This is a genomic window from Nonomuraea sp. MTCD27, from assembly GCF_041950495.1.
Taxonomy (GTDB): Bacteria; Actinomycetota; Actinomycetes; order Streptosporangiales; family Streptosporangiaceae; genus Nonomuraea.
The window spans coordinates 589,475-609,831 of record NZ_JBGNUW010000003.1 but is presented as its reverse complement, the minus strand read 5'-3'; the positions used below and the strand labels follow the sequence as shown (position 1 = coordinate 609,831).

Here is a 20,357-nt window from a genome sequence, read left to right as displayed (position 1 = left end):
AGGACAAGCGTGGTCATCGAGGTCCGCGACGGGGTCGCCGTCGTCGACGGCGTGCCGCGGGTGCTCGTCACCGCCGACTATCCGTACTACCGCGACGATCCGGCCGTGTGGGCCGACCGGCTGCGGGCCGTACGGGACGAGCTCGGGATCGAGGTGGTCACCTGCTACCTGCCCTGGCGGCACCACCAGCCCGAGGCGGGCACGGCCCCCGACTTCACCGGCGTCACCCATCCCGCCAGGGACGTCACCGGCTTCCTGGCGCTCTGCCACGAGCTGGGGCTGCGGGTGGTCGCCAAGCCGGGGCCGTTCATCCACGCCGAGGTCAGCTACGGCGGCCTGCCGGACTGGGTGTGCCCGGACGCCGACCCGTCGATCGAGCCGCTGCTCGACGCCGCCGGCGCGCCCTCGCGCTGGGGTGACGGCGCCGCGACCCGCACGCTGCCGGCGCCGCTCGGGCCCGCGTTCCTGACCAGGGCGACGCAGTGGCTCTCGGCGGTCGGCAAGGAGGTGCTGGCCGGCGCGGAGGCGGTGATCGCGGTGCAGATCGCGAACGAGGGCATCTACACCAGCGGGGCGCTGCCGCTGACGGCCTACGACTACAGCGCCTCCGGGGTGGCGTTCTACCGGGACCGGCTGCGGGCCTGGTACGGGACGCCGCAGGCGTACAACGAGGTGCACGGCACCGCGTTCGGCGACTGGGCGGAGGTCGGGCCCCCGGTCACCGGCCTGCTCGCCCTCGCCGACTGGGGGCGCTTCCACGCCGACTACCTGGCCGAGGTGTACCGCGTCTGGACCCAGGCCGTCGGCTCCGACCTGCCGGTCGTCGTCAACCTGAACCCGCCGACCGTGCCGGAGCTGGACGACTGGCTGGCCAGGGTCAGGCCGGAGCTGTGGGACGGCATCTCCTACGGGTTCACCAACTGGATGGGCGTCGTGTCGGCCGACCCCGGCGCGCAGGCCCGCTACGTGATCGCCGCCAAGCGCGCGCCCGGCCCCAACCTGGAGGAGAACTGGGGCTTCTCCGAGCTCTACGACCCGGCCTACATCGACGGGGCGACCAGCTTCCACCAGTCGCTGCTGGCGATGGCGGCGGGCGCGACCGGCTTCAACGTCTACACCGGGGTGGCCACCTCGGGCTGGGCGCCGGAGCTGGACGCGGCGCACGCGGGGCCGTACCCGGACTGCGCGCCCATCGACGCGGGCGGCGCGGCCACCGGGAAGGCGCCGGTGGTGCGGGCACTGGCGGACTTCTTCGCCGCGCACGGCGCCGAGTTCCTGGAGTGCGCCGGGGTGCGGCGGGACGCGTTCGGGCTGTACCTCCCCTACGCCGGGATCGCCGCGCTGTCCGGCCCCGGCGGCCCCGGCTGCGGCCGGGCGCTGCTGGCCTTCCACGAGCGGATGCGGGCGCGGGGCCTGGACTACGGGCTGGTCGAGCTGGAGAGCGTGACGCCGGAGGAGCTGGCCGCGTACCGGACGGTCACCGTGCCCGGCGGGCCGTTCATGCACCGGCGCGTTCAGGAGCTTCTGGCCAACTACGCCGCGGCGGGCGGCCGGGTGCTGGTGGACGGGCCCGTGCCCGAGCTCGACGAGCGGCTGAGGCCGTGCGCGCTGCTCGCCCCCTCCCCCGCTCCCCCGCCGGAGGCCGGCGAGGGCCTCGTCCTGTACGGGGAGGCCGACGCGTTCCTGCGCAGCCACCCCGGCCGGGACGTCCACTACCTCACGGTGCTCGTCCAGACGGGCAACGAGGGCCCGATCGGCCTGCGGACCCCGTACGGGACCGTCGAGGTCGTCGCCGCGGAAGGCGGCGGCGCGGTGCTGCGCCTGGCCGGCGGGCGGCTCGGCGACATGGTGGTCAAGGGGCTCAACGCCTACCTCGACTGCGCCGTGGAGGCCAGCGTGCGGTTGAACGGCGTACGCGTCGGCGCCACGGGCCCCGGGGACCTCGTCAGGATCGGCGGTCCAGGAAACTAGAAAAAATCACCTATTCATCATCAGAAAGGACGCGTATTTCGCCACCGGTGTCGTCGCTCTGCTCCTTCACACGGGGACCTGTCCCGCGGAGAGGAGATCGAAATGGCAACCGGAGAATTTCAACTGATGAAAGTGCCGGCCGAGCAGTTGACCGGCATTCTGCACGGTCAGGTTGTCGATCCCGGAGCTCATCCCACGAACGTCGTTCATCAGGGCGAGGGTTGGACCGTGGACGTGAGCTGGGAGGTCACCGGTGAGCTCGTCGACTGGCTGGCGGGCCGCTGGCAATTGGAGATCATCGCCGATCTGCTGGGGGGTGGCGAGACAAGGCATCCATCACCCCCGGTGGAGATGACCTTCACACCCGGCTCCGGCAGATATACCGCTTCCGTCCCCATGCGCGGCCAGCTCGTCCCCGGCACATATGACCTGGTGGTCAATCTCACCACGACGACGGCCGCCGGCACCGCGGGGGCGCTCGGCGGATTCGTCGTGATCAGCAAGATTATGGTCAAGGAATGAGGACCGCCGCCCCGGGCCGGCCGCCCGGGGCGGCGCGCTGCAAGCCCGTCGCAAGTGACGGCTCCTACGCTCCAGCCCTGGCGGTCACGGGGCAATGCGGCCGCCGGACTGTATCTGACGCCGCTGGAGGCTCTCTTTACTCGTGAGCATTCCTCGAGGCGACGGGACCACAACGGGAGAACCCATGTCCGACACTCCGATGACCGCGGACGACGTGCTGCGCATCGCGGCCTACAAGGACCGGAGCGCGGCGCTGGAAGCCATGGTCATCGCCTACAGCTACCATCGCGTGGCCGCCGACCTCGCCACCCGGCTGGGCCGGGAGGCGAACAACTGGTACTGCTACGCCACCTGGACGTCCAAGGCCGTCGGCGAGAGCCTCGACCTCGGCCCGGACTCCCCGTTCATCGAGGACTTCGGCCGCCGCCTGCGGGTGCCGCAGCGCTTCAAGCGGGTGTTCAGGGCCGCGTTGCTCACGCTGCTCGGGCCCAGCTACCAGCTCGGGCTGGCGCTGGCCAACCGCGCCATCTTCCTGGAGACCGCCAGCCTGGCGGTCAACCTGTGGAACGACAGCCCTGACCGCTTCCTCCGGGTGAGCCCGGAGTCCGACCTGACGCCGACGCCGCCGGAGTTCCTGACCAACCTGCTGTCGCCGGCCGACGCGCGCTATCTGAAGGACGCCGCCCAGCTCATGGTCGAGGCCGCCGCGGCCGACGACCCCGAGGTGCGGGCCGAGCTGATGCTGGGCGCGAACATCGCGCTGTCGGCGTACGAGCAGGCTCGCGCGCAGGCTGCGCTCGAGCTGGTGCTCTACCGGCCGGTCCGGTGGCTGACCCGGGTGTCCTGGCGGTCGCTGCGCTCGCTGGTCACCCGCAGGCGCTTCGCCCGCTTCCGCCTCTACGCCGCCGCGCACGCGGACCAGCCGTGGCTGACCCGCAAGCTGGAGGACCTGTGGTCCTCGCTCTACACCCGCCACCTGTTCGCCGTGCGGACGCCGCTCAGCGACATCAAGGTCGGCCGGCCGCTGACGCCGCCGGCGGGCGTGGACATGGCGAAGGCGTGGGCGCCGATCCAGAACGAGAAGGTACGCAAGCTCGCCGAGGAGTTCATCACCGAGGACCAGGAGGCCTCCACGGCCGGGGTGACCGACTGGGTGTCCTACCGGGACCGGATGCGGTTCATCGTCAGCTATTTCCGGGTCTACCAGCGGGTGGACGCGCTCTACCGGGTGCCGTTCGACCAGCAGGTCGCCGAAGGGCTCGCCGAGGAGATGCGCCGGGGGTTCGTCCCCGACGCCATCAGCGGCATGTTCGGCAGCAGGCCGGGGCTGCGCGAGCGGCGCACGAGGTTCTACGCCTATCCCGCGGAGACCGATCCGGACGCCCACGAGATGGCGCACTTCGACTTCGAGCCGTTCCTGGAGGCGATCCAGCTTGACCCGGCCACGAAGTAGATCAGTCCAGGAAGTCGCGCGTGATCTCGCGGGCCTGGAGAAGCCCGCGTAGCTTCGCGAAACAGCGGGCTCGGGTGGGCCCGATGCTCCCGACCGGCCTGCCCAGCCTGCGCGCCACGTCCACGTAGTGCGGCTCGGAGGTTTCCGTGAGCGCCCTGAACAGGACCCGCTGCGCTGCCGGCAGCTTCTCGACCAGCTCCTCCAGCGTGCCGGCCAGCCAGATCCTGGCAAGTTCCCTGTCCACGTCGTCCGTGCTGCCCAGCGAGTCGAGGTCCGGTGTGCAGATCTCCTTCGTCCGCCTGGTGAGCTTCAGGCACTCGCGGAAGGCGATCGTGGCCAGCCAGCCCGCCATGCGCTGGCCGTCCTCCACGCTGCGCAGGTTCTGCCAGGCCAGCAGCCAGGTCGTCTGGAGCACGTCCTGGGCGTCCTCGTGGCTGAGCCGGAAGCGGCGGATGCGGGCCCTGAGCATCGGGCTGAACTCCTCGACCAGCCGCTCCCACGCCATGGCGTCGCCGTCCTGCGCGGCGGACACCAGGGCGGCGGTGTCAGGGCGTTCGATGGTCTCCAACTGCATGTCGTTCTCCCCGCCGGCCCGGGCACTCGGGGGGTCATTTCCGGCCGGCTCCCTCACGGTGCGCCCAGTGATCCGAAAAGGCTGTCTCGAACGTGACAGTCCAGGTGTGTTCCGCATCACATTTCGGAGATCGGTAACCACAGGCTGTCGGCCCGCGGAATGCGGCCTAGAGTTCTTGCATGAACGCTCGCAGCGGGCTTCCACACGACGTCGAGCCGGTCGCCGCCGTGCTGGCGGAGATCCCGTTGTTCCGCGTACTCGGAGAGAGCGGCATCCAGAGCACGGCACGGGCCGGGCTGGCGCGCAGATACCGGTCCGGGCAGATCATCTTCCACCAGGGGGACCCGGGAGAGTCGCTGTACGTGCTGCTGGACGGGCTGGTGAAGGTGGTGTTCACCACCGAGCACGGCGACGAGATCGTCCTCAACATGCTGGGCCGCGGCGACACCTTCGGCGAGATGGCACTGCTCGACGGCTCGCCCCGCTCGGCCTCCATCGTGACCGTGCGGCCCGCCTGGGTGTTCGTGCTGCCCAGGGCGCGGCTGCTGGAGCTGATGCGGGAGCACCCGGGGCTGGCCGACGAGTTCCTGCGCCTGCTCGGCCGGATGGTGCGCAGGCTCACCGACCAGGCGGCCGACCTGGCCTTCCTCGATCTCGGGGGCCGCCTGGCCAAGCTGCTGCTGCAGCTGGCCGACAAGCACGGCCAGGACGCCGGGGTGGTGGACCTGCCGGGGCTGACCCAGTCCGACCTCGCCGCGCTGATCGGCGCGTCGCGGCCGGCGGTCAACCGGGCGCTGCAGTCACTCGTGGCGAGGAACCTCATCGCCGTCAAAGGCCGAACGATCACGCTGCTGGATGTCGCCGCCCTCCGGAAACGGGGCGGCCTCTGAACGAACTGGAGAGTACGGGGTAGATGAACGTTCATGACGAGCGCTGGCCGGAGGAGAGGTTCCGGCAGCTGCGGCAGCAGGCCGACCCGGACATCGACAAGGTGGTGGCCGAGTACCTCCAGGCGCAGCCCGCGGGGACGGGCGCGCTGGATCTGGTCAAGGCCGTGGTCGCCGAGCTGGGGGCGGCCAAGCGGGAGGCCAGGGCCCCCTCGGGCGAGCCGCCGGCCTCCGAGATCTTCGACGCGCTCGACTTCGTGAGGGACCTGCCGGAGTGGGGGGACGACCGGGAGCTGCTGGCCCGGGGGCAGGCCGTCTTCGCCGACCACGGGCTGTACCAGTCGGCCGCGCTGTTCTTCGCCTGCCTGCCGATGGCGTACGCGGAGATGTCCAGCGCCAAGGTGCTGGGCGGCGTCTCCAAGCTGGCCACGCACAGCCTCACCCGCCGGGTGGCGGAGACCGGGCAGATGCTGGTGGACGTGATGGGGCTGAAGGCCGCCGACAGCCTGCAGCCGGGCCGTCCCGGGCACACGACGGCGATCGGGCTGCGGATCCTGCACTCGTTCGTGCGCGCCCTGGTCGACGAGAAGTACGCCGACCGCTGGGACACCGAGCGGTACGGCCCGCCGGTCAACCAGGAGCTGCTGCTGGCCACGCTCTTCGACTTCTCCGTGGTGACGTGGGAGGCGATGGAGACCATGGGCGTGCTGCTGAGCGACGAGGAGCGCACCGCCAACCTCTACACCTGGAGCGTCTTCGGCCACCTCATGGGCATCGAGGTCTGCCGCGACGGCCCCCTCACGCTCGACGACGTCGAGCCGATCAGCGCGCGCCTGGGCCGCCTGCTCGAGCCCAGCGACGAGGGCCGCCGCCTGATGGCCATGCTGCTGCAGGAGATGGAGGCCTTCATGCCGCTGGGCTGGCGCAAGATGCCGCGCAGCCTGGTGCACTGGATCTTCCGGCACGCCGAGCACGGCGCCGACCGGGTGCCCGAGCTGCTCGGAGTGCCGAAGCCGGCCTGGTGGTTCACCGCGATCTTCGCGGCGGCGCGTTCCGCCCACCGGCATTCGTGGCTGGCCGGGCCGGTGGACGGTGTGGTTCGCTGGCTGGTACGCAAGGCCGGGCGGCACATCGTGGTCGCCCTGATCGACCGCCACTCCGACGGGCAGGCGGCGTTCAGGATCCCCGGGGAGCTGGCCCACGCGTGGCGGATCAAGCAGTCGAACCCCGCGGTGAAGACCCGCGAGATCCGCCGCACAGTCCGCAGCAAGCTACGAGCGCCCGCGCGGGCGCTGAAAGGGCCGCGCCAGTGACTGCCCCCCAAGAGCCCCCGCACGAGCCGGGCACGCTCACCACGGCGACCATCCTGTTCACCGACGTGGTGAGCTCCACCGCCCTGCGGATCAGACTCGGCGAGGAGCGGGCCAACGTCGTCTTCCGCCGCCTCTACCAGCTCCTGCGCTCGGTGGTGACGGCCAGCGGCTCGTCGTTCACCAAGAGCCTGGGCGACGGGCTGATGGCCGTGTTCGACTCCGCCACGGCCGGGCTGGACGCGATCATCGCGGTGCAGCAGGCGGTGGCCGACGAGAACGAGCGCGCCCTGGAGAAGATCTCCATCAGGGCCGCGCTGGCGGCCGGCGACGTGTGCTGGGGGCACGACGACGTGAGCGGGCTGCCCACGGTGGAGGCGGCCCGCCTGGTGGCGGTGGCCGAGGGCGGGCAGGTGCTCTGCACCGATCTGGTGCGGCGGCTGGCGCAGGGGCGCAGCAGGCACGAGTTCAAGGACCTCGGGCGGCTGCCGGGCAAGGGGCTGCGCGAGCCGCTGCACACGTACGAGCTGCACTGGCAGAGCGCCGACCACCACCTCGCCGGCGGGCTGGCGCCGTGGCTGGACGACGGCCCGCTGCTGCCGTTCGTGGGCAGGCAGGAGGAGCTGCGGGCGCTGGACCAGGAGCTGGCGGCGGCCGAGTTCGGCAGCGGGCTGGTGATCCTGGAGGGCGAGTCCGGGGTGGGCAAGACCCGGCTGGCCTCCGAGGTGGCCCGGCGGGCGCTCAAGCGGCAGTTCACGGTGCTGGCGGGGCGGTGCACGGATCCGGCGCGGCAGGCGTACGAGCCGATCGCCGGCGCCGTGGAGCGGCTGGCCCGCACCTCGCCCGCGCTGCTGCTGCGGGCCGGGGTGGACCAGCAGTGCGGCCAGCTCGTACGCCTGGCGCCGTCGCTGGCCGCGCCGCCGCTGTCGCTGGAGGTGCCGCCGGCCACCGAACCGGTGTCCGAGCGCTACCACCTGATGGCCGCGGCCCGTACGCTGATCGAGCGCCTGGCCACCGTGCGGCCCGTGCTGCTGGTCGTCGACGACCTGCAGTGGGCCACGCTGGAGTCGCTGCAGATGCTCAACGCGCTCATGTGGGACGCCGACGCGCTGCCGCTGCTCGTCCTGGCCCTGTCGCGTCCCGTGCCGGTCGAGTCGGCCATGCCGGAGCTGCACAAGCTCACCGCCGACGGCCGGGTCATCCAGGTGCCGTCGTTCGGGCTGGACGAGGTCTCGCACGCGCTGGCGGAGGCGCGCGCGAGCGGCGACCCCCAGCTGCTGCACCGGATCACGGGCGGCAACGCGTTCCTGATCAGCGAGGTGATCAGGGAGCTGGCCGCGGGCAAGGACCTCGACTCGCTGGCCGTGCCCGACTCGGTCACCCGGATGGTCATGGCCCGCCTGGCCCAGCTCCACCCCGACGCCAGAGACCTGGTCAGCCTGCTGGCCGTCGGCGAGCGGATGGACTCCGCCGCGCTGCGGCGCGGCCTCGGCCACGAGCAGGGCCTCGACGAGGCCCGGTTCGTGGCCGCGGTGGAGGAGGCGATGGGCGCGGGCCTGGTGACCATGCTGGACGACGGGTCCTGCCAGTTCTCCCACGAGCTCACCAGGAACGCCCTCTACGGCATGCTCTCCGCGCCGCGCGCCGCGCTGCTGCACGGGCGGGTGGCCGACGCGCTGTGCGAGACGGACCCGAAGGCGATGGAGTCGCGGCCGTACGTGGTGGCCACCCACCTGCTGGCCGCCGCCGAGCACGGCCGCGACCCGGTCCGGGTGAGCGCGGCGGCCGACGCGGCGGTGCACGCGGCCCAGCACGCGCTGGCCGGGCTGGCCCACCGCGAGGCCGTCACCTGGTACCAGCGGGTGCTCGACCTGCTGCGCGACCACCCCCACAGCACGCTGGAGCGGCGGGCCGAGCTGCTGGTGGAGTGCGGCCGGGCGATGTGGCTGGCCGGGCACCCGGAGGCCCGGCGGACCCTGCTGGACGCCGCCGACCTGGCCCGGGAGTGCGAGCGGCACGACCTGATCGTCACCGCGGCGCTCGGCGGCGACCGCGGCAGCATCTCGGTGACGCCCGACCTTGAGCGCATCGCGCTGCTGACCGAGGCGCGCAGGGTGGTCGACTCCACCGACGTCAGCACCCGGGCGCTGCTGGCCGCCCAGCTAGCCTCGGAGCTCATCTGGGCGCCCGACGGGGAGCGGCGCTTCGCGCTGAGCGACGAGGCGGTGGCGCTGGCCCGCAAGTCCGGCGACCCCCGCACGCTGGCCAGCGTGCTGGGCATGCGCAGCCTGACCATCGTCCCCGCCGACCCGCTGCACCAGCGGCACCGCGACGGCGACGAGATGCTGGAGGCGGCCCGCCGCACGGGCGACGACCTGGTGCTGTTCCACGCGTACGTGCAGCGCACTCCCCCGGTGCTGGACAGCGGCGACGCCACCAGGGCCGCCATGCTGCTCGACCAGGCCGACGAGCTGGCCCGCCGGCTCGGGCAGCCGCACCTCAACTGGCTGATCGGCTACTCCAAGGCCGGGCTGACCCTCATGCAGGGCGACCTGGCGCAGGCCGAGTCGGAGGCGGAGGCGGCCCTGCGGCTGGGCTCGGAGATCGGCCGCCGCCTGGAGGCCGTGGCCATCTACGCCGAGCAGATCGCCGAGATCCGGCGCCTGCAGGGGCGGCTGTGGGAGCTGCGCGACCGGCTGCGCCGCGCCGGTCAGGCTCCCCGCGTGGACCCGGTGCACGCGGTGCTGCGCTATCTGTGCGAGCTGGCCGACGAGGAGGCCGCTCCCCTGCTCGACCGCATCCTGGCGTACGGGGGCGCCGCGCCGCCGCGCAACATGGCGCACCGGTCCGCCCTCGACAACCTCGCCCTGGCCGCCGCGCGGCTGGGGCGGGCCGAGCTGGCCGGGCGGTTGTACGACTCGTTGTCCACCGGCGGGGAGACCTTCGGCCACGGCGCCGTGGCCCACCACTGCGGGCACCACTACCTGGCCCACCTGTGCGTGGCGATGGGCGACCTGGGACGGGCCGCCGAGCACTTCGAGGCCGCGGCCGAGGTGCACGAGCGGCGCGCGGTGCCGCTCATGCTCGCCGAGTCCCTGCTCGACTGGGCCGATCTGCTCGACGCGGGCGGCGTCGGCGGGCCCAAGCCGGCGGATCTGCGCGAGTGGTGCCGGTCATTGCTGGCCGGTCGGGGAGCGCTGCTGCTGGACCGGCGGCTGCCTGCTTAGCCTGGCAGGGCACCGGGCGACCCGGCTCGGCCTCGGCGCGGCCGCGCTGCGCGGCCGCGCTGCCCGGACACGGCGCGGCCCGGTGGGTGACGTCAGTGGGCGGGGCGCAGGCTCAGGGTCTGACCCGCCTCGATGGCCTCGCGCACGCTCCTGGCCAGCGTCTCCCGCAGCGCCTCGCCGCGGGTCTCGAGGTCGCGCAGGCCGTCGGTGTCGTCGGTGTGCGCCAGCAGCGCCCGGTACTTCTCGTTGTTGCCCAGCGCCTCCTGCGCCCGCAGCGCGGCGTCGGCCTCCTGGACGCGGCGGGCGTACCCCTCCAGCCCCTCCACCCTGGCCGTCACGCTCGCCACGGAGCGGCGCAGGGCCTCCTGCTGCGGCTCCAGCACGGCCATCAGCTCGGCGGTCACGACGCCCCGCATGGCGCGGGCCTGCTCCTGCTGCAGGTGCGTCTGGACCCGCAGCAGCAGCGCGATCTCCCAGATCTGCCGGGGCAGCAGCACCTCGTTGGCCAGCCCGTCCAGCAGGCGTTTCTGCATGACCTGCGAGGTGTAGACGGACATGACGGCCGTCCTGGCGCGTTCCAGCAGGGCCCGGGCGGGCGGGGAGAGCTCGGGCACCAGCACGAACCGGTCCCTGCTCGGCCGGCTCGAACCGCGCAGCCTCGGGATGAAGGAGTCGATGACGGCCAGGCGCTCCTGCTCGGTCAGGTCCGGGTCCGCGACGAAGTCCACCGTACGCCTGACGTGGTCGCGCTCGTGGGCGAGCAGGTGCCGCTCGGCGGTGACCAGGTCCCGGCGGCGGAACACGTCGTGCGCGACCACGAACGCGCACAGGCCGACCGGGACGAGCAGCAGGGCGAACAGGATGCCCGAGAGCCCCGCCGTCCCGTACAGGACGAGGCCGGCCAGCAGGACCGCCGCGCAGATCGCGACCGATAAGAACGCGTAGGCACGGACCTTGGCCACACCGTCCCCCTCTGAGCGAGTCCCGAAGTGCCCGAGAGTTCACAATAGCCCGGAGAGGCGGGAAGATCACGGGTCAGCGGAGGTAGGAAGCTCCGTTCAGATCGAGCACGGCACCGCTGGCCCATTCGGCGGCCGGCGAGGCCAGGTACACGACGGCCGCGGCGATCTCCTCCGGCCGCGCCACCCGGCCGAACGGGCTCTGCGCGCGGATCGCGTCGCCGCGCGGGGCCTTGAGGTGCTCGTTCGTCATGTCCGTCTCGACGAAGCCCGGCGCCACGCTGGCCACCGCGACGCCGCGCGGGGCCAGGGCGATGGCCAGCGACTGGCCCAGCGCGTTCAGCGCCGCCTTGCTCGCGCCGTAGGCCGGGCTGTCGGGCTCGCCGCGGAAGGCGCCGCGCGAGGTGACGTTGATGACGCGGCCGCCGGCGGGCATGTGGCGCAGGGCGCACCAGGTGGCGTTGGCCGGGCCCACCAGGTTGACGTCGAGCGTGCGGCGCCAGGCGTCCTGCCACTCCTCGTACGACGTCTCGGCGATGGGGTGGTGCAGGAACACGCCCGCGTTGTTCACCAGGACGTCGATCGCCCCGCCGAGCGCCCCGGCCGCCGCGTCCACCATGCTCCTGACGTCCGCGGGGTCGGCCAGGTCGGCCTGGACGACGGCGTGTCCTTCACCCGGCAGCTCGCCGAGCAGGCTTTCGGCCTCCTTGGCGGAGTCGCGGTGATGGATCGCGACCCGGTCCCCCTGCGCGGCGAAGGCCGCCGCTACCGCCCGTCCGATGCCTCTCGACGCGCCGGTGACCAGAACTCCACGTCCGCTCATCCACCGCACCCTAGGGGATCGGCTCCGCACGGGTCCCGGTGGGGTGCCCCCGCTCGATCAGCAGCGCGGCGGCCAGGGCCACGTGGTCCTCCCAGGGGCGGGCGACGACCTGGACCGCGCCGGGCCGGCCGCCGGCCGTGCCCGACGGGACGACGACCACGGGGGCGCCCGTGAGACTCCAGGGCAGGGTCCAGACGTAGTCGGACTCGGTCGATTCGCGCCAGGGCGGTGGAGGCGACGGGGCGGCCGGGGTGATGAGCAGGTCCAGGTGGGCGGTGGCGGCGAGCATACGCCTGCGGAAGCGGTCCCAGTCCCACAGCAGCCATGCGTGCTCCGCGCCCGACAGCCCGGCCCGTCCCCAGTGGCGGCGGGTCAGCTCCAGCGCCTCTTCGCGGACGTCCGGCACCGGCTCCTCCACGACCACGGCCCCCGCCTCGGCCAGCACCTCCACCGCCGCCCGCACCGGATCCTCCGCCCGATCCGGCCCCACCCGCGCGAGGTTCCCCGCTTCATTCCCGACCCGCACGAGGTCCCCCGCCCCCGTCCTCATCCGCGCGAGGTCCCCCGCCTCCTTCACCTCCCGCATGAGGTCGCCCGCCTCCTTCCGCACCGCCGCCCGTCCCGCCGTCTCTCCCTCCACCGCCCGTCCCGCCGTCTCCCCCTCCACCGGGCGCCCCGCCGCCATCCGTCCTGACGTCGCCCCCTCCACCGCCTGTCCCGGCGCCATCCGTCCGCGCCCTTCCCGTTCCACCGGCCAGGCCTCCGGCACAGCGCCTCCCGCGTCCGGCCGCTCCGCCGCCATGGGCCCGGCCTGCTCGGCTCCCACCGGCCTCTCCGGAGCGGAGCGGTCGGCTCGCGGCGCCGTCCGCTCTGCGGGCGGGCCGGACGGGGCGGGCGCGTGGCCGGGGTCGGACGGTGAGCGACCGGGGGCGGGCAGGCGCACAGGCGGCGGGGACCAGTCGGAGGCCGGGGTCATGACGCCCACGCGGAGCCCGGCCAGGGACACCGTGTCCGGGTCGCCCAAGGGGACGGGGGCGACGCCGGCGTCCAGGCCGTCCGGGCCGGCGATCACCGCGAGCGCGAGGGCCAGGTCGCGGACGCAGGTGGCCAGCGGGCCGATGGCGGTCCTGCCGTCCTCCAGGGCGCCGCAGCGCGGGAAGTGGCCCGTCAGGGGCACCCGTCCGAAGGTCGGCTTGAGCCCCGCGATCCCGCACCACGCGGCGGGCAGGCGTACGCTGCCGCCCGAGTCGCTGCCCAGCCCCAGCGGCACGGCTCCGGCCGCCACCAGGGCCGCCGTGCCGGACGAGGAGCCGCCGGGCGCGCGGCTGGGGTCGAGCGGGTTCCTGGTGGGACCGTACACGGCGTTGTCCGCCATGGCCGCGCTGATCGCCACCACGATCGCCCCCGCCTCCCGGAGCCGGGCGACCGCCGTGGCGTCGGCGGCCGGGCGCCGTCCGGGGATGCCGCGCGAGGTGCCCGTGGCCCCCGTGACGGGCCAGCCGGCCACGTCGATCCAGTCCTTGACCGTGATCGGCACGCCCTCCAGGAGCCGGCCCGCGCCCGCACGCAACCGCCGGTCGGCCCGGGCCGCCTCGGTCAGGCTCGGCCCGGGGTCGATCGCGGCCACCGCGCCGATCCGGGCGTGCAGGCCCTCCAGCCGCTCCAGCACGTCCCGGACCGTCTCGGTGACGGTGGTCTCGCCGGTCTTGTGGCGGTGTACGAGATCGAGGACGTTCCGGCTCATCGGCCCTCCTCTGGGTCCGGCAGCCCTCGTCACCCTACGATGGTCGACGCCCTCGCTACCAGGAGCCGACCTTGACCGAGTTCCCCGCCGGCCTGACCGCGGAAGTGGCGCGGGCGTACGAGCTGGGCGAGCCGCTCCGGCCCCCGGTGTACGCGGCTCGCGGCGAGCTGGGCCGGGTCTGGCGGCTCGACACCGACCGCGGCTCGTGGGCGGTCAAGGAGTCGCTCGTACCCGTCGAGGAGGGCGACGTGCGGGCGGACCACGCGTACCAGCTGGCCGCCGCGGACGCGGGCATCCGGCTGCCACGGCCGCGGCTGACCTCGGCCGGGGCGGTGCTGTTCGGGGTGTGCCGGGTCTACGAGTGGGTGGATCTGGTGGACGGCGAGATGGTCACGGCGGCGGAGCTGGGTGCTGTGACGGCGCGGTTGCACCGGCTCGGACATCCGCCCGGCGGTCCGGCGATCCCGTGGTTCTCCGAGCCGATCGGCCGGGACCGGTGGGAGGCGCTGGCAGAGGCCGACACGGGGGCGGGCACAGCGGCAGGCACAGCGGCGGGCACAGCGGCGGGCACAGGGGCGGGCGGGGCGTGGGGGCCCGCGCTGGCGCGGCTGCTGCCCGAGCTGGTCGCGCTCGACGCCCTGGTGGTGCCGCCCGATCCCGGGTCCCTCGCCACGTGCCACCGCGACGTCAACGTGGAGAACGTACGGCGGGCGCGCGACGGCGGTGTGGTGGTGCTGGACTGGGAGAACTGCGGCACGGGCCAGCCGGCGTACGAGCTGGCCTCGATCCTGACCGACCTCTCGCTCCAGGGCGCAGTGGTGGCCTACCGGGCTTACCGGGCCGAGGGCGGGCCCGGGGTGATCGCGGAGCGGGCCGATTTCTCGATGGCCATCGCCGTGCAGGGGCACCTGCTGGAGTTCTACGCCCGGCGGGCGCTGTCGCCGCTGGAGTCGGCGGAGAACCGGTCCCGGGCCCGGGCCCGGCTCGGCACGATGCTCGACCAGCCGCTGACACTCGCCCGGATCGACGCCCTACGCTCCGCCTGCTCGGGCGGTTGAGGCGGGGCTCGCGGGCCGAGACCGGCGGACTGGCCGGGCAGGGCGGCGGGCCGGGCAGGGCGGCGGGCCGGGCAGGGCGGCGGGCCGGGCAGGGCGGCGGGCCGGGCAGGGCGGGTTATGAGGGCCACCAGGGGCTGCGTTCGCGGATGGCGGCCTGGGCGCGGGAGACGAGGCCCGGGTAGCGCTTGCCGGGATACCACGGCATCGTGGCGATCCGGTCGAAGCCGGGGATGGTCTCCATGTGCTGGACCATGCGCCGGCGCGTGGCGGTGTCGGGGAGCGGGCCGCGCATGGCGGCGACGTTCTCGGCCACGTGGGCGGGGTTCGAGGTGGCGGGCAGGGCGCAGGTGACGGCGGGGTTGGAGATCACCCATTTCAGGAAATATTGCGACCAGGTGCTGATGCCCAGTTCTCTGGCGAAGCCGGGCAGCGGGCGGCCCGCCACGATCTGGTGCAGGCGCGCCTTCTCCAGCGGCATGTTCACGAGCACCGCCGTGCCGTTCGCCGCCGCCGCCGGGATGAGCCGCTCCTCGGCCGCGCGGGTGTGGATCGAGTAGTGCACCTGTACGAAGTCCGGCGCGGCCCGCTCGACCCAGCTCTCCACCAGCGGGAAGTACGCGGGCTCGTGGTGGGTCACGCCGAGGTGCCGGATGCGGCCCTCCTTCTTCCACGCGTGCAGGAGGGGGACGATCACGTCCACGTTGACCAGGCTGTGGCACTGCATCAGGTCCACCGGCCGGTCGAGTGACATGCGCTCGACCGTACGCCGCCGGCTGGCCTCGGCATGGCTGTCGTCCCAGAGATGCTCGCCGGTCGACCAGATCTTGCCGGCCAGGAACATGCGGTCGCCGATGCGCAGGTCGGCGGCGACCTCGCCCAGGTTCACCTCCGACCTGCCGTACAGCGGCGAGCAGTCGAACACCCTGCCGCCCGCCCGCCAGTGCCGCCTGACCACCTCCCGGACGCGCTGCCGGTCGGAGAGGGTGTCGAAGGTCATGAACGTGCCGAGCCCGATCGCGGGCAGCCGCTCGTTCGTGCCGGGCACCGTACGGGTGATCAGGTCGTCGTCCGGCTCGGCCACGGCGGCGCCCGCCGTCCCCACCGGGAGCGCGCCGAGCCCGCCCGCCTGCATCAGCTGCCGCCGCGTGGGCGTCCACGAGAGATTGTTCTGCATATCGGGATGGTTGCTCGGGAAACGCCCGGAAGGCCAAGTCCGGTTCGGACCGGTGGCATACCGCGCGGGTATCCGGGGGCGGGCCTCGCAGGTGGGGGTCCGGAATCCGGTACGTGATCAAGGTCAACCGGATGCGGGTATGGAACGTCCCAATACTCCCGTCCCCTAACTGGAGTCACGCCATGGGATACCCGCCCCAGCCGCAAGGGCCGTACGGCCGGCCGCACCAGCCACAGCCCTACGGCCCCGGCGGGCACCCGCACCATTCCGCACCCCACCCCGGCGCACAACGCTCCGCACCCCCATACCCGGCACAGCATCCCGCGCCCCAGCACGGGGCACAGCGTCCCGCGCCCCAGCACGGGGCACAGCATCCCGGGCCGCCGCACGGCCCTGCGCGCCAGCCCGTGCCACCAGGTCGCGCACCTCAGCACGGTCCACAGGGCCCCGCGCCCCGGCACGCTCCACACGCTCCTCCGCCGGCGCAGCACACCGCCCAGAGCCCCTGGCCCACGCAGCGCATGCCGCCGCCGCACGATCCCTGGCCCACCCAGCCCATGCCACCGATCCCGTGGTCCGCGCAGGGCATGCCGCAGAGCCCATGGCCCACCCAGCCCATGCCGCAGGACCCGTGGCGCACCCAGCCCATGACCCAGGGCCCTCCGTCTGTCCAGGGCATGCGGCAGGGGGTGGCGGCCCAGCAGGGTCCGCAGGGACACCAGTCGCCCCCGCCCCAAGCGTGGTCGTCCCGGGAGAACCTCGGGCTGATCGTCCTGCTCGCGGTCGGCCTTCCCCTGATCCTCCTGGGCGGTGGCGCGGCGGTGGTCATGGTCCTGACGGACACCGGCCAGGGCACGGTGGCCACCGAGGCCGGGGCGCCGAACATGGTCATGCCGTCCCGCGAGCCCGTGCCGAACCAGCAGCCGGCGGAAGGCGTGGCCAGCGAGCCGCCCGGCGGCCTGGCGGGTCAGCCCACCGACGCGGCCGGGCAGCCCACAGGCGCGGCCGGGCAGCCTACAGGCGTGGGCGGGTAGCCGACCGGACGTGGGCAAGTAGCCGACCAGTCGTGGGCGAGTGGCCGACCAGTCGTGGGCGAGTGGCCGACCAGCGGGGGCGGGTAGCCGGCTCCCGGCCGGCGGGGGCCGCAGGCGGGGGCGGGGCAGCGCCGTCCAACGGCGGGGTGGCGCCGTCCAACAGCGGGGGTGGCGCCGTCCAACGGCGGGGTGGGGCGGCAGGATGGGGCAGGCGGTGACCCTGGCCGGGTTCCCGGTCGCGTTGAGCGCCGGGATCGCCGGGCAGGAGGGCGAACGGACGCTCTCCTGACGCCCGGCGACATACCTTTCCTGTATGCCGGTTGATCTGCGCATGATGCGCTACGTGATCGCGGTGGCGGAGGCGGGCAGCTTCGAGGCCGCGGCCGAGCGGCTGCACATGACCCAGCCGCCGCTCAGCCGCCAGATCCGCGACCTGGAGCGCGAGCTGGGCGTCAACCTCTTCCACCGGCGGCCCACCCGGCTCACCGAGGCGGGCCGGGTGTTCGTGGAGGCGGCGCGGGAGGTGCTGGCGGGGGCGGAGCAGGCCGTCGAGCGGACCCGGCGGGCGGCCGGGGTCGATCACGGGGCGGCCCGGGTCGGGTACACGGTGACGACGGCGTTCGACGAGATGCCGAAGGTGTTCGCGGCGATGCGCGCCCGCCATCCCGGGATCCGGGTCGAGGCCCGCGAGGCGTGGGACTCCGAGCTGACCGGCGCCGCGGCGGACGGCGAGCTGGACGTGCTGCTGGGCAGGCATCTGGCCGTGCCGGCGGAGTGGTTGTCGGCGGTGCTGCGCTCGGAGGAGTTCGTCGTGGTCGTGGGGGCCGGCCACCGGCTGGCGGGGCGGGCCGGGGTGAGCCTGCGCGACTTGCGCGGGGAGACGTTGCGCTTCTTCCCGCGCCGCTTCGCGCCCCTCTACTACGACCGGGTGCTGGCGAGTATGAGGAGTACGGGCGAGGAGTTCGACGTCTGGGAGAACCCGCTGCCGGGCCTGCGCAACCTCAACGTCAGCCTGAGCGACAGCGGGTACATGCTGCTGCCCCGCTCCCTGTGCGGCCAGCTCCCCGGCGGGATCGCCTGCCTGCGGCTCAAGGACCGGCTGCCGCCGATCGAGCTGCGGGTGTCCTGGCAGCGCAACCCCTCCCCCGCCGTGATGACCCTGGTCAGGACGGCGCGCAGGGTCGCCAGGCGGGAAGGCTGGCTCACCGCCGCACCGGGAACCGCTCGGGAGCAGCCCTGACGAACCCACGAGGCCCCGGCCGGGAGCGGCCCTGACGGATCTCAGCGGCCGCGCAGGATGAGGCGGGTCAGCCGGCGCGGGCGCTTGCGCCGGAACGCCGCCCGCTCGTTGACCTGCGGGTACGCTACCTCCGGCACCGGCACCCCGAGGAACGCGCACAGCGGCTCCCACCCGTCCCCCGGCTCGAACACCAGCAGCCGCTCGGCCGGGATCGCCGCCCGCACCTCGGCGACGTGCCGTTGGAAGACGTCGATGACGTGGTCGCGGTCGTCGATGCGGCCGTCGAAGACCGGGTCGATGAAGGTCGCCCTGGCCATGCGCGGGTAGAGGGCGAAGTCCGGGGCCCGCCGCGCCACCAGCCAGCGGATCAGCCGGCGGTGCGGCGGCAACCCGCGCCGCTGCTCCAGCGCGCTGCGGAAGATGGTCTCGCTGACGCTGTCGTACCAGCGCCCGGGGTCGCGGACGGTGAGGATGACCTTGGCGTCGGGATAGTGCGCGGCCAGCTCCCGCCAGTACGCCGAGGCGGGCCAGTCGAGCGCGGACCCGAATCCGGCGAACAGCGCGTCCCAGTCCCGGGAGCGCCCTTCGCCGACGTCGAGCCACTGCCGCACCCGGTACGGCTCGGCGATGACCGACGACATGTGGTAGCAGGGCCCGAAGCCCAGCTGTTCGAGCGCGGCCTTGAGCGATCTCGTACCCGTGCGGCCGAATCCGGCGCCGATGACCTTCACGTCATGCCCGTCTCTGATCCGTCTCTGATGTGAATCCCGTTATATGACGGCAAATCGCAATCGGGAACGGCCACTAACACGCAGAGGAGCCGACCATGCTCTTCCCGACCCCTCTTCTCGACGCGCTGCGCGCAACCCCGGCGAGCCCGGCCTTCGAGCACGGCGACAGGACCGTCTCGCGCGGCGAGTTGCTGGAGCTGATCCGGCGGCTGGCGGGCGCCCTGCGCGACGCCGGCCTGGGCCCCGGCCGGGCGGTCGCCGTCCGTACGGAGGTCACGCCGGAGGCGTTCGCCGCGCACATGGCCGCGCACACGCTGGGCTGCCGCGTCGTCGGCATCCGGCCCGGGTACCCGCCGGCCCAGCTCGACCACGTGCTCGGCATGGGCGTGGACGCCGTGCTCGTGGACCCGGCGACGGCCACGCCGCGGCTGCTGGGCGCGGGCACGCCGCTCTCGCTCGGCCCCGTGAGCGGCGCGGCCGACCTGCTGGCCCACCCGGACGGCGGCCGGCCGCTCACCGTGACCGCCCGGCCCGGCGACGTGGCCGCCCTGACCTTCACCAGCGGCAGCACCGGGCGGCCCAAGGGCTGCGCGATCACGTACGGGGCGCTGGGCGAGCACTGGACGTGGCAGCCGCGCGTGTGGTCGCCGGTCGCGACCGCCCTCGCCCGGGGCTTCGAGCGCTACCTGCTGTTCGGCACGCTGGCGAGCATGGTGGTGCTGGAGTTCCTGGCGCCGTGCCTGCTGGGCGGGGGCACCGCGGTGATCCCGGAGGACGACGGGCGGCCGCTGTTCCCGTACGCGATCGAGCGCTACCGGATCACCGGGACGATCATCACCGTGCCCCGGCTGTTCCAGCTCCTGGAGCTGGCGGACACGGCCGACCTGTCGAGCCTGCGGGCGCTGATGGTGTCGGGCTCGCCGATCGGCCCGCGGCGGCTGGCGGCGGCGGCCGCGCGGCTCGGCCCGGTCGTCTACCAGGGGTACGGCCAGACCGAGGCGGGCAACATCGCCATGCTCACCCCCGAGCACATCGCCGCGGGCGTCGTGGCCCCGGTCGGCCGGCCGCATCCCGGGGTCGAGCTCAGCGTGCGCGACGAGGACGGCACCGAGCTGCCCGCCGGGCGGACGGGCGAGCTCCACGTGCGCAGCCCGTACGTCATGGCGGGTTACTGGGACGACGAGGAGGAGACCCGCGACACCCTGCGGGACGGCTGGCTGCGCACCCGCGACCTCGGCCACGTCGACGAGGACGGGTTCCTGCACCTGGAGGGCCGCACCCGGGACGTGGTCATGGTCAACGCGATGGTGGTGTACGCGGGCCCGATCGAGCGCGTGCTGACCGGTCACCCCGACGTCGACGAGGCGTACGTGGCCGGCACGCCGGACGAGGGCACCGGGGAGGCCGTGCACGCGTTCGTGGTGCCCGCGCCGGGCCGCGTCCCCGACCCCGCCGCCCTGTCCGCGCTGGTACGCGCCGAGCTGGGCGCGGACAGCGTGCCCAAGACGATCACGATGGTGCCCGGCGTCCCGGTCGCCACCAGCGGCAAGCCCGACAAACGCGCCCTCCTCGCCCTGCACGGCGGCGGGGCGTTCTGAGCAATCTCTGAGAATTGCCCGCCAACACTGATGTTGTCATTTCAACCACTTC

At 73.7% G+C, this 20,357-nt stretch carries 16 protein-coding genes; 10 read left to right on the top strand and 6 right to left on the bottom strand.

The genetic code is table 11. The features are described from left to right. Positions 1 to 9: 9 nt before the first annotated feature. From ACBJ59_RS11180 to ACBJ59_RS11170, 3 genes are all read left to right on the top strand, one after another. On the top strand, positions 10 to 1,971 hold the full coding sequence (locus tag ACBJ59_RS11180) for a beta-galactosidase (RefSeq protein WP_375110088.1): 1,962 nt from the start codon (positions 10 to 12) through the stop codon (positions 1,969 to 1,971). A gap of 102 nt (positions 1,972 to 2,073) precedes the next feature. After that, complete coding sequence (locus ACBJ59_RS11175; RefSeq protein ID WP_375110087.1) at positions 2,074 to 2,493, top strand: hypothetical protein; 420 nt, start codon at positions 2,074 to 2,076, stop codon at positions 2,491 to 2,493. Between the two features lie 184 nt (positions 2,494 to 2,677). Next, on the top strand, positions 2,678 to 3,946 hold the full coding sequence (locus ACBJ59_RS11170; RefSeq protein WP_375110086.1) for a flagellar basal body-associated FliL family protein: 1,269 nt from the start codon (positions 2,678 to 2,680) through the stop codon (positions 3,944 to 3,946). A gap of 1 nt (position 3,947) precedes the next feature. On the opposite strand, the gene ACBJ59_RS11165 is transcribed toward ACBJ59_RS11170, so the two are convergent. Continuing rightward, the gene (locus tag ACBJ59_RS11165) at positions 3,948 to 4,520 is read right to left on the bottom strand and encodes a sigma-70 family RNA polymerase sigma factor (protein WP_364116436.1); all 573 of its coding nucleotides are present in this window, start codon (positions 4,518 to 4,520) and stop codon (positions 3,948 to 3,950) included. 179 nt (positions 4,521 to 4,699) lie between these two features. Here ACBJ59_RS11165 and ACBJ59_RS11160 point away from each other — a divergent pair, with 179 nt between their 5' ends. Genes ACBJ59_RS11160 through ACBJ59_RS11150 form a run of 3 tightly spaced genes read left to right on the top strand, consistent with a single transcriptional unit; the run spans position 4,700 to position 9,944 of the window. Continuing rightward, positions 4,700 to 5,410 carry a Crp/Fnr family transcriptional regulator gene (locus ACBJ59_RS11160; RefSeq protein WP_364116435.1) on the top strand — a complete coding sequence of 237 codons (711 nt, stop codon included), beginning with the start codon at positions 4,700 to 4,702 and terminating at the stop codon, positions 5,408 to 5,410. A gap of 23 nt (positions 5,411 to 5,433) precedes the next feature. After that, complete coding sequence (locus ACBJ59_RS11155; RefSeq protein ID WP_375110085.1) at positions 5,434 to 6,720, top strand: oxygenase MpaB family protein; 1,287 nt, start codon at positions 5,434 to 5,436, stop codon at positions 6,718 to 6,720. Beyond that, positions 6,717 to 9,944 (top strand): AAA family ATPase, encoded by a 3,228-nt coding sequence (locus tag ACBJ59_RS11150; protein ID WP_375110084.1) that lies wholly within the window; start codon positions 6,717 to 6,719, stop codon positions 9,942 to 9,944. Before ACBJ59_RS11155 ends, ACBJ59_RS11150 begins: the two co-directional genes overlap by 4 nt. 92 nt (positions 9,945 to 10,036) lie before the next feature. On the opposite strand, the gene ACBJ59_RS11145 is transcribed toward ACBJ59_RS11150, so the two are convergent. From ACBJ59_RS11145 to ACBJ59_RS11135, 3 genes are all read right to left on the bottom strand, one after another. Beyond that, positions 10,037 to 10,906, bottom strand: a complete 870-nt coding sequence (locus tag ACBJ59_RS11145; protein ID WP_375110083.1) for a hypothetical protein — start codon at positions 10,904 to 10,906, stop codon at positions 10,037 to 10,039. Between the two features lie 73 nt (positions 10,907 to 10,979). Further along, positions 10,980 to 11,726 (bottom strand): SDR family NAD(P)-dependent oxidoreductase, encoded by a 747-nt coding sequence (locus ACBJ59_RS11140; protein ID WP_375110082.1) that lies wholly within the window; start codon positions 11,724 to 11,726, stop codon positions 10,980 to 10,982. Positions 11,727 to 11,736: 10 nt separating this feature from the next. Continuing rightward, positions 11,737 to 13,470 (bottom strand): amidase family protein, encoded by a 1,734-nt coding sequence (locus ACBJ59_RS11135; protein ID WP_375110081.1) that lies wholly within the window; start codon positions 13,468 to 13,470, stop codon positions 11,737 to 11,739. A gap of 71 nt (positions 13,471 to 13,541) precedes the next feature. Between ACBJ59_RS11135 and ACBJ59_RS11130 the strand changes: the two genes are divergently transcribed. Beyond that, positions 13,542 to 14,528 (top strand): phosphotransferase enzyme family protein, encoded by a 987-nt coding sequence (locus ACBJ59_RS11130; protein ID WP_375110080.1) that lies wholly within the window; start codon positions 13,542 to 13,544, stop codon positions 14,526 to 14,528. 115 nt (positions 14,529 to 14,643) lie between these two features. Here ACBJ59_RS11130 and ACBJ59_RS11125 read toward each other — a convergent pair whose 3' ends face one another. Further along, positions 14,644 to 15,702, bottom strand: coding sequence for an aldo/keto reductase (locus ACBJ59_RS11125; RefSeq protein ID WP_375110079.1), 1,059 nt, complete (start codon positions 15,700 to 15,702; stop codon positions 14,644 to 14,646). 587 nt (positions 15,703 to 16,289) lie between these two features. Here ACBJ59_RS11125 and ACBJ59_RS11120 point away from each other — a divergent pair. Next, positions 16,290 to 16,736 (top strand): hypothetical protein, encoded by a 447-nt coding sequence (locus tag ACBJ59_RS11120; RefSeq protein WP_375110078.1) that lies wholly within the window; start codon positions 16,290 to 16,292, stop codon positions 16,734 to 16,736. Positions 16,737 to 17,049: 313 nt separating this feature from the next. Then, a complete protein-coding gene (locus tag ACBJ59_RS11115; RefSeq protein WP_375110077.1) occupies positions 17,050 to 17,976 on the top strand; it encodes a LysR substrate-binding domain-containing protein in 927 nt (308 codons plus the stop codon). Between the two features lie 41 nt (positions 17,977 to 18,017). Here the strand turns inward: ACBJ59_RS11115 and ACBJ59_RS11110 are convergent, their stop codons facing one another. Beyond that, positions 18,018 to 18,707, bottom strand: coding sequence for a sulfotransferase family protein (locus ACBJ59_RS11110; protein WP_375110076.1), 690 nt, complete (start codon positions 18,705 to 18,707; stop codon positions 18,018 to 18,020). A 95-nt stretch (positions 18,708 to 18,802) separates the two neighbouring features. On the opposite strand from ACBJ59_RS11110, the gene ACBJ59_RS11105 reads away from it, so the two are divergent. After that, the gene (locus ACBJ59_RS11105) at positions 18,803 to 20,305 is read left to right on the top strand and encodes a class I adenylate-forming enzyme family protein (RefSeq protein WP_375110075.1); all 1,503 of its coding nucleotides are present in this window, start codon (positions 18,803 to 18,805) and stop codon (positions 20,303 to 20,305) included. Positions 20,306 to 20,357: the final 52 nt, after the last annotated feature.

What these genes read in the sequence shown, in the direction of transcription:
- ACBJ59_RS11175 (WP_375110087.1), top strand. Translation starts at nt 2,074, where the DNA reads ATGGCAACCGGAGAATTTCAACTGATGAAAGTGCCGGCCGAGCAGTTG.
- ACBJ59_RS11170 (WP_375110086.1), top strand. Translation starts at nt 2,678, where the DNA reads ATGTCCGACACTCCGATGACCGCGGACGACGTGCTGCGCATCGCGGCC.
- ACBJ59_RS11165 (WP_364116436.1), bottom strand. Translation starts at nt 4,520, where the DNA reads ATGCAGTTGGAGACCATCGAACGCCCTGACACCGCCGCCCTGGTGTCC.
- ACBJ59_RS11160 (WP_364116435.1), top strand. Translation starts at nt 4,700, where the DNA reads ATGAACGCTCGCAGCGGGCTTCCACACGACGTCGAGCCGGTCGCCGCC.
- ACBJ59_RS11155 (WP_375110085.1), top strand. Translation starts at nt 5,434, where the DNA reads ATGAACGTTCATGACGAGCGCTGGCCGGAGGAGAGGTTCCGGCAGCTG.
- ACBJ59_RS11140 (WP_375110082.1), bottom strand. Translation starts at nt 11,726, where the DNA reads ATGAGCGGACGTGGAGTTCTGGTCACCGGCGCGTCGAGAGGCATCGGA.
- ACBJ59_RS11135 (WP_375110081.1), bottom strand. Translation starts at nt 13,470, where the DNA reads ATGAGCCGGAACGTCCTCGATCTCGTACACCGCCACAAGACCGGCGAG.
- ACBJ59_RS11125 (WP_375110079.1), bottom strand. Translation starts at nt 15,702, where the DNA reads ATGCAGAACAATCTCTCGTGGACGCCCACGCGGCGGCAGCTGATGCAG.
- ACBJ59_RS11120 (WP_375110078.1), top strand. Translation starts at nt 16,290, where the DNA reads ATGCCGCAGAGCCCATGGCCCACCCAGCCCATGCCGCAGGACCCGTGG.
- ACBJ59_RS11115 (WP_375110077.1), top strand. Translation starts at nt 17,050, where the DNA reads ATGCCGGTTGATCTGCGCATGATGCGCTACGTGATCGCGGTGGCGGAG.
- ACBJ59_RS11105 (WP_375110075.1), top strand. Translation starts at nt 18,803, where the DNA reads ATGCTCTTCCCGACCCCTCTTCTCGACGCGCTGCGCGCAACCCCGGCG.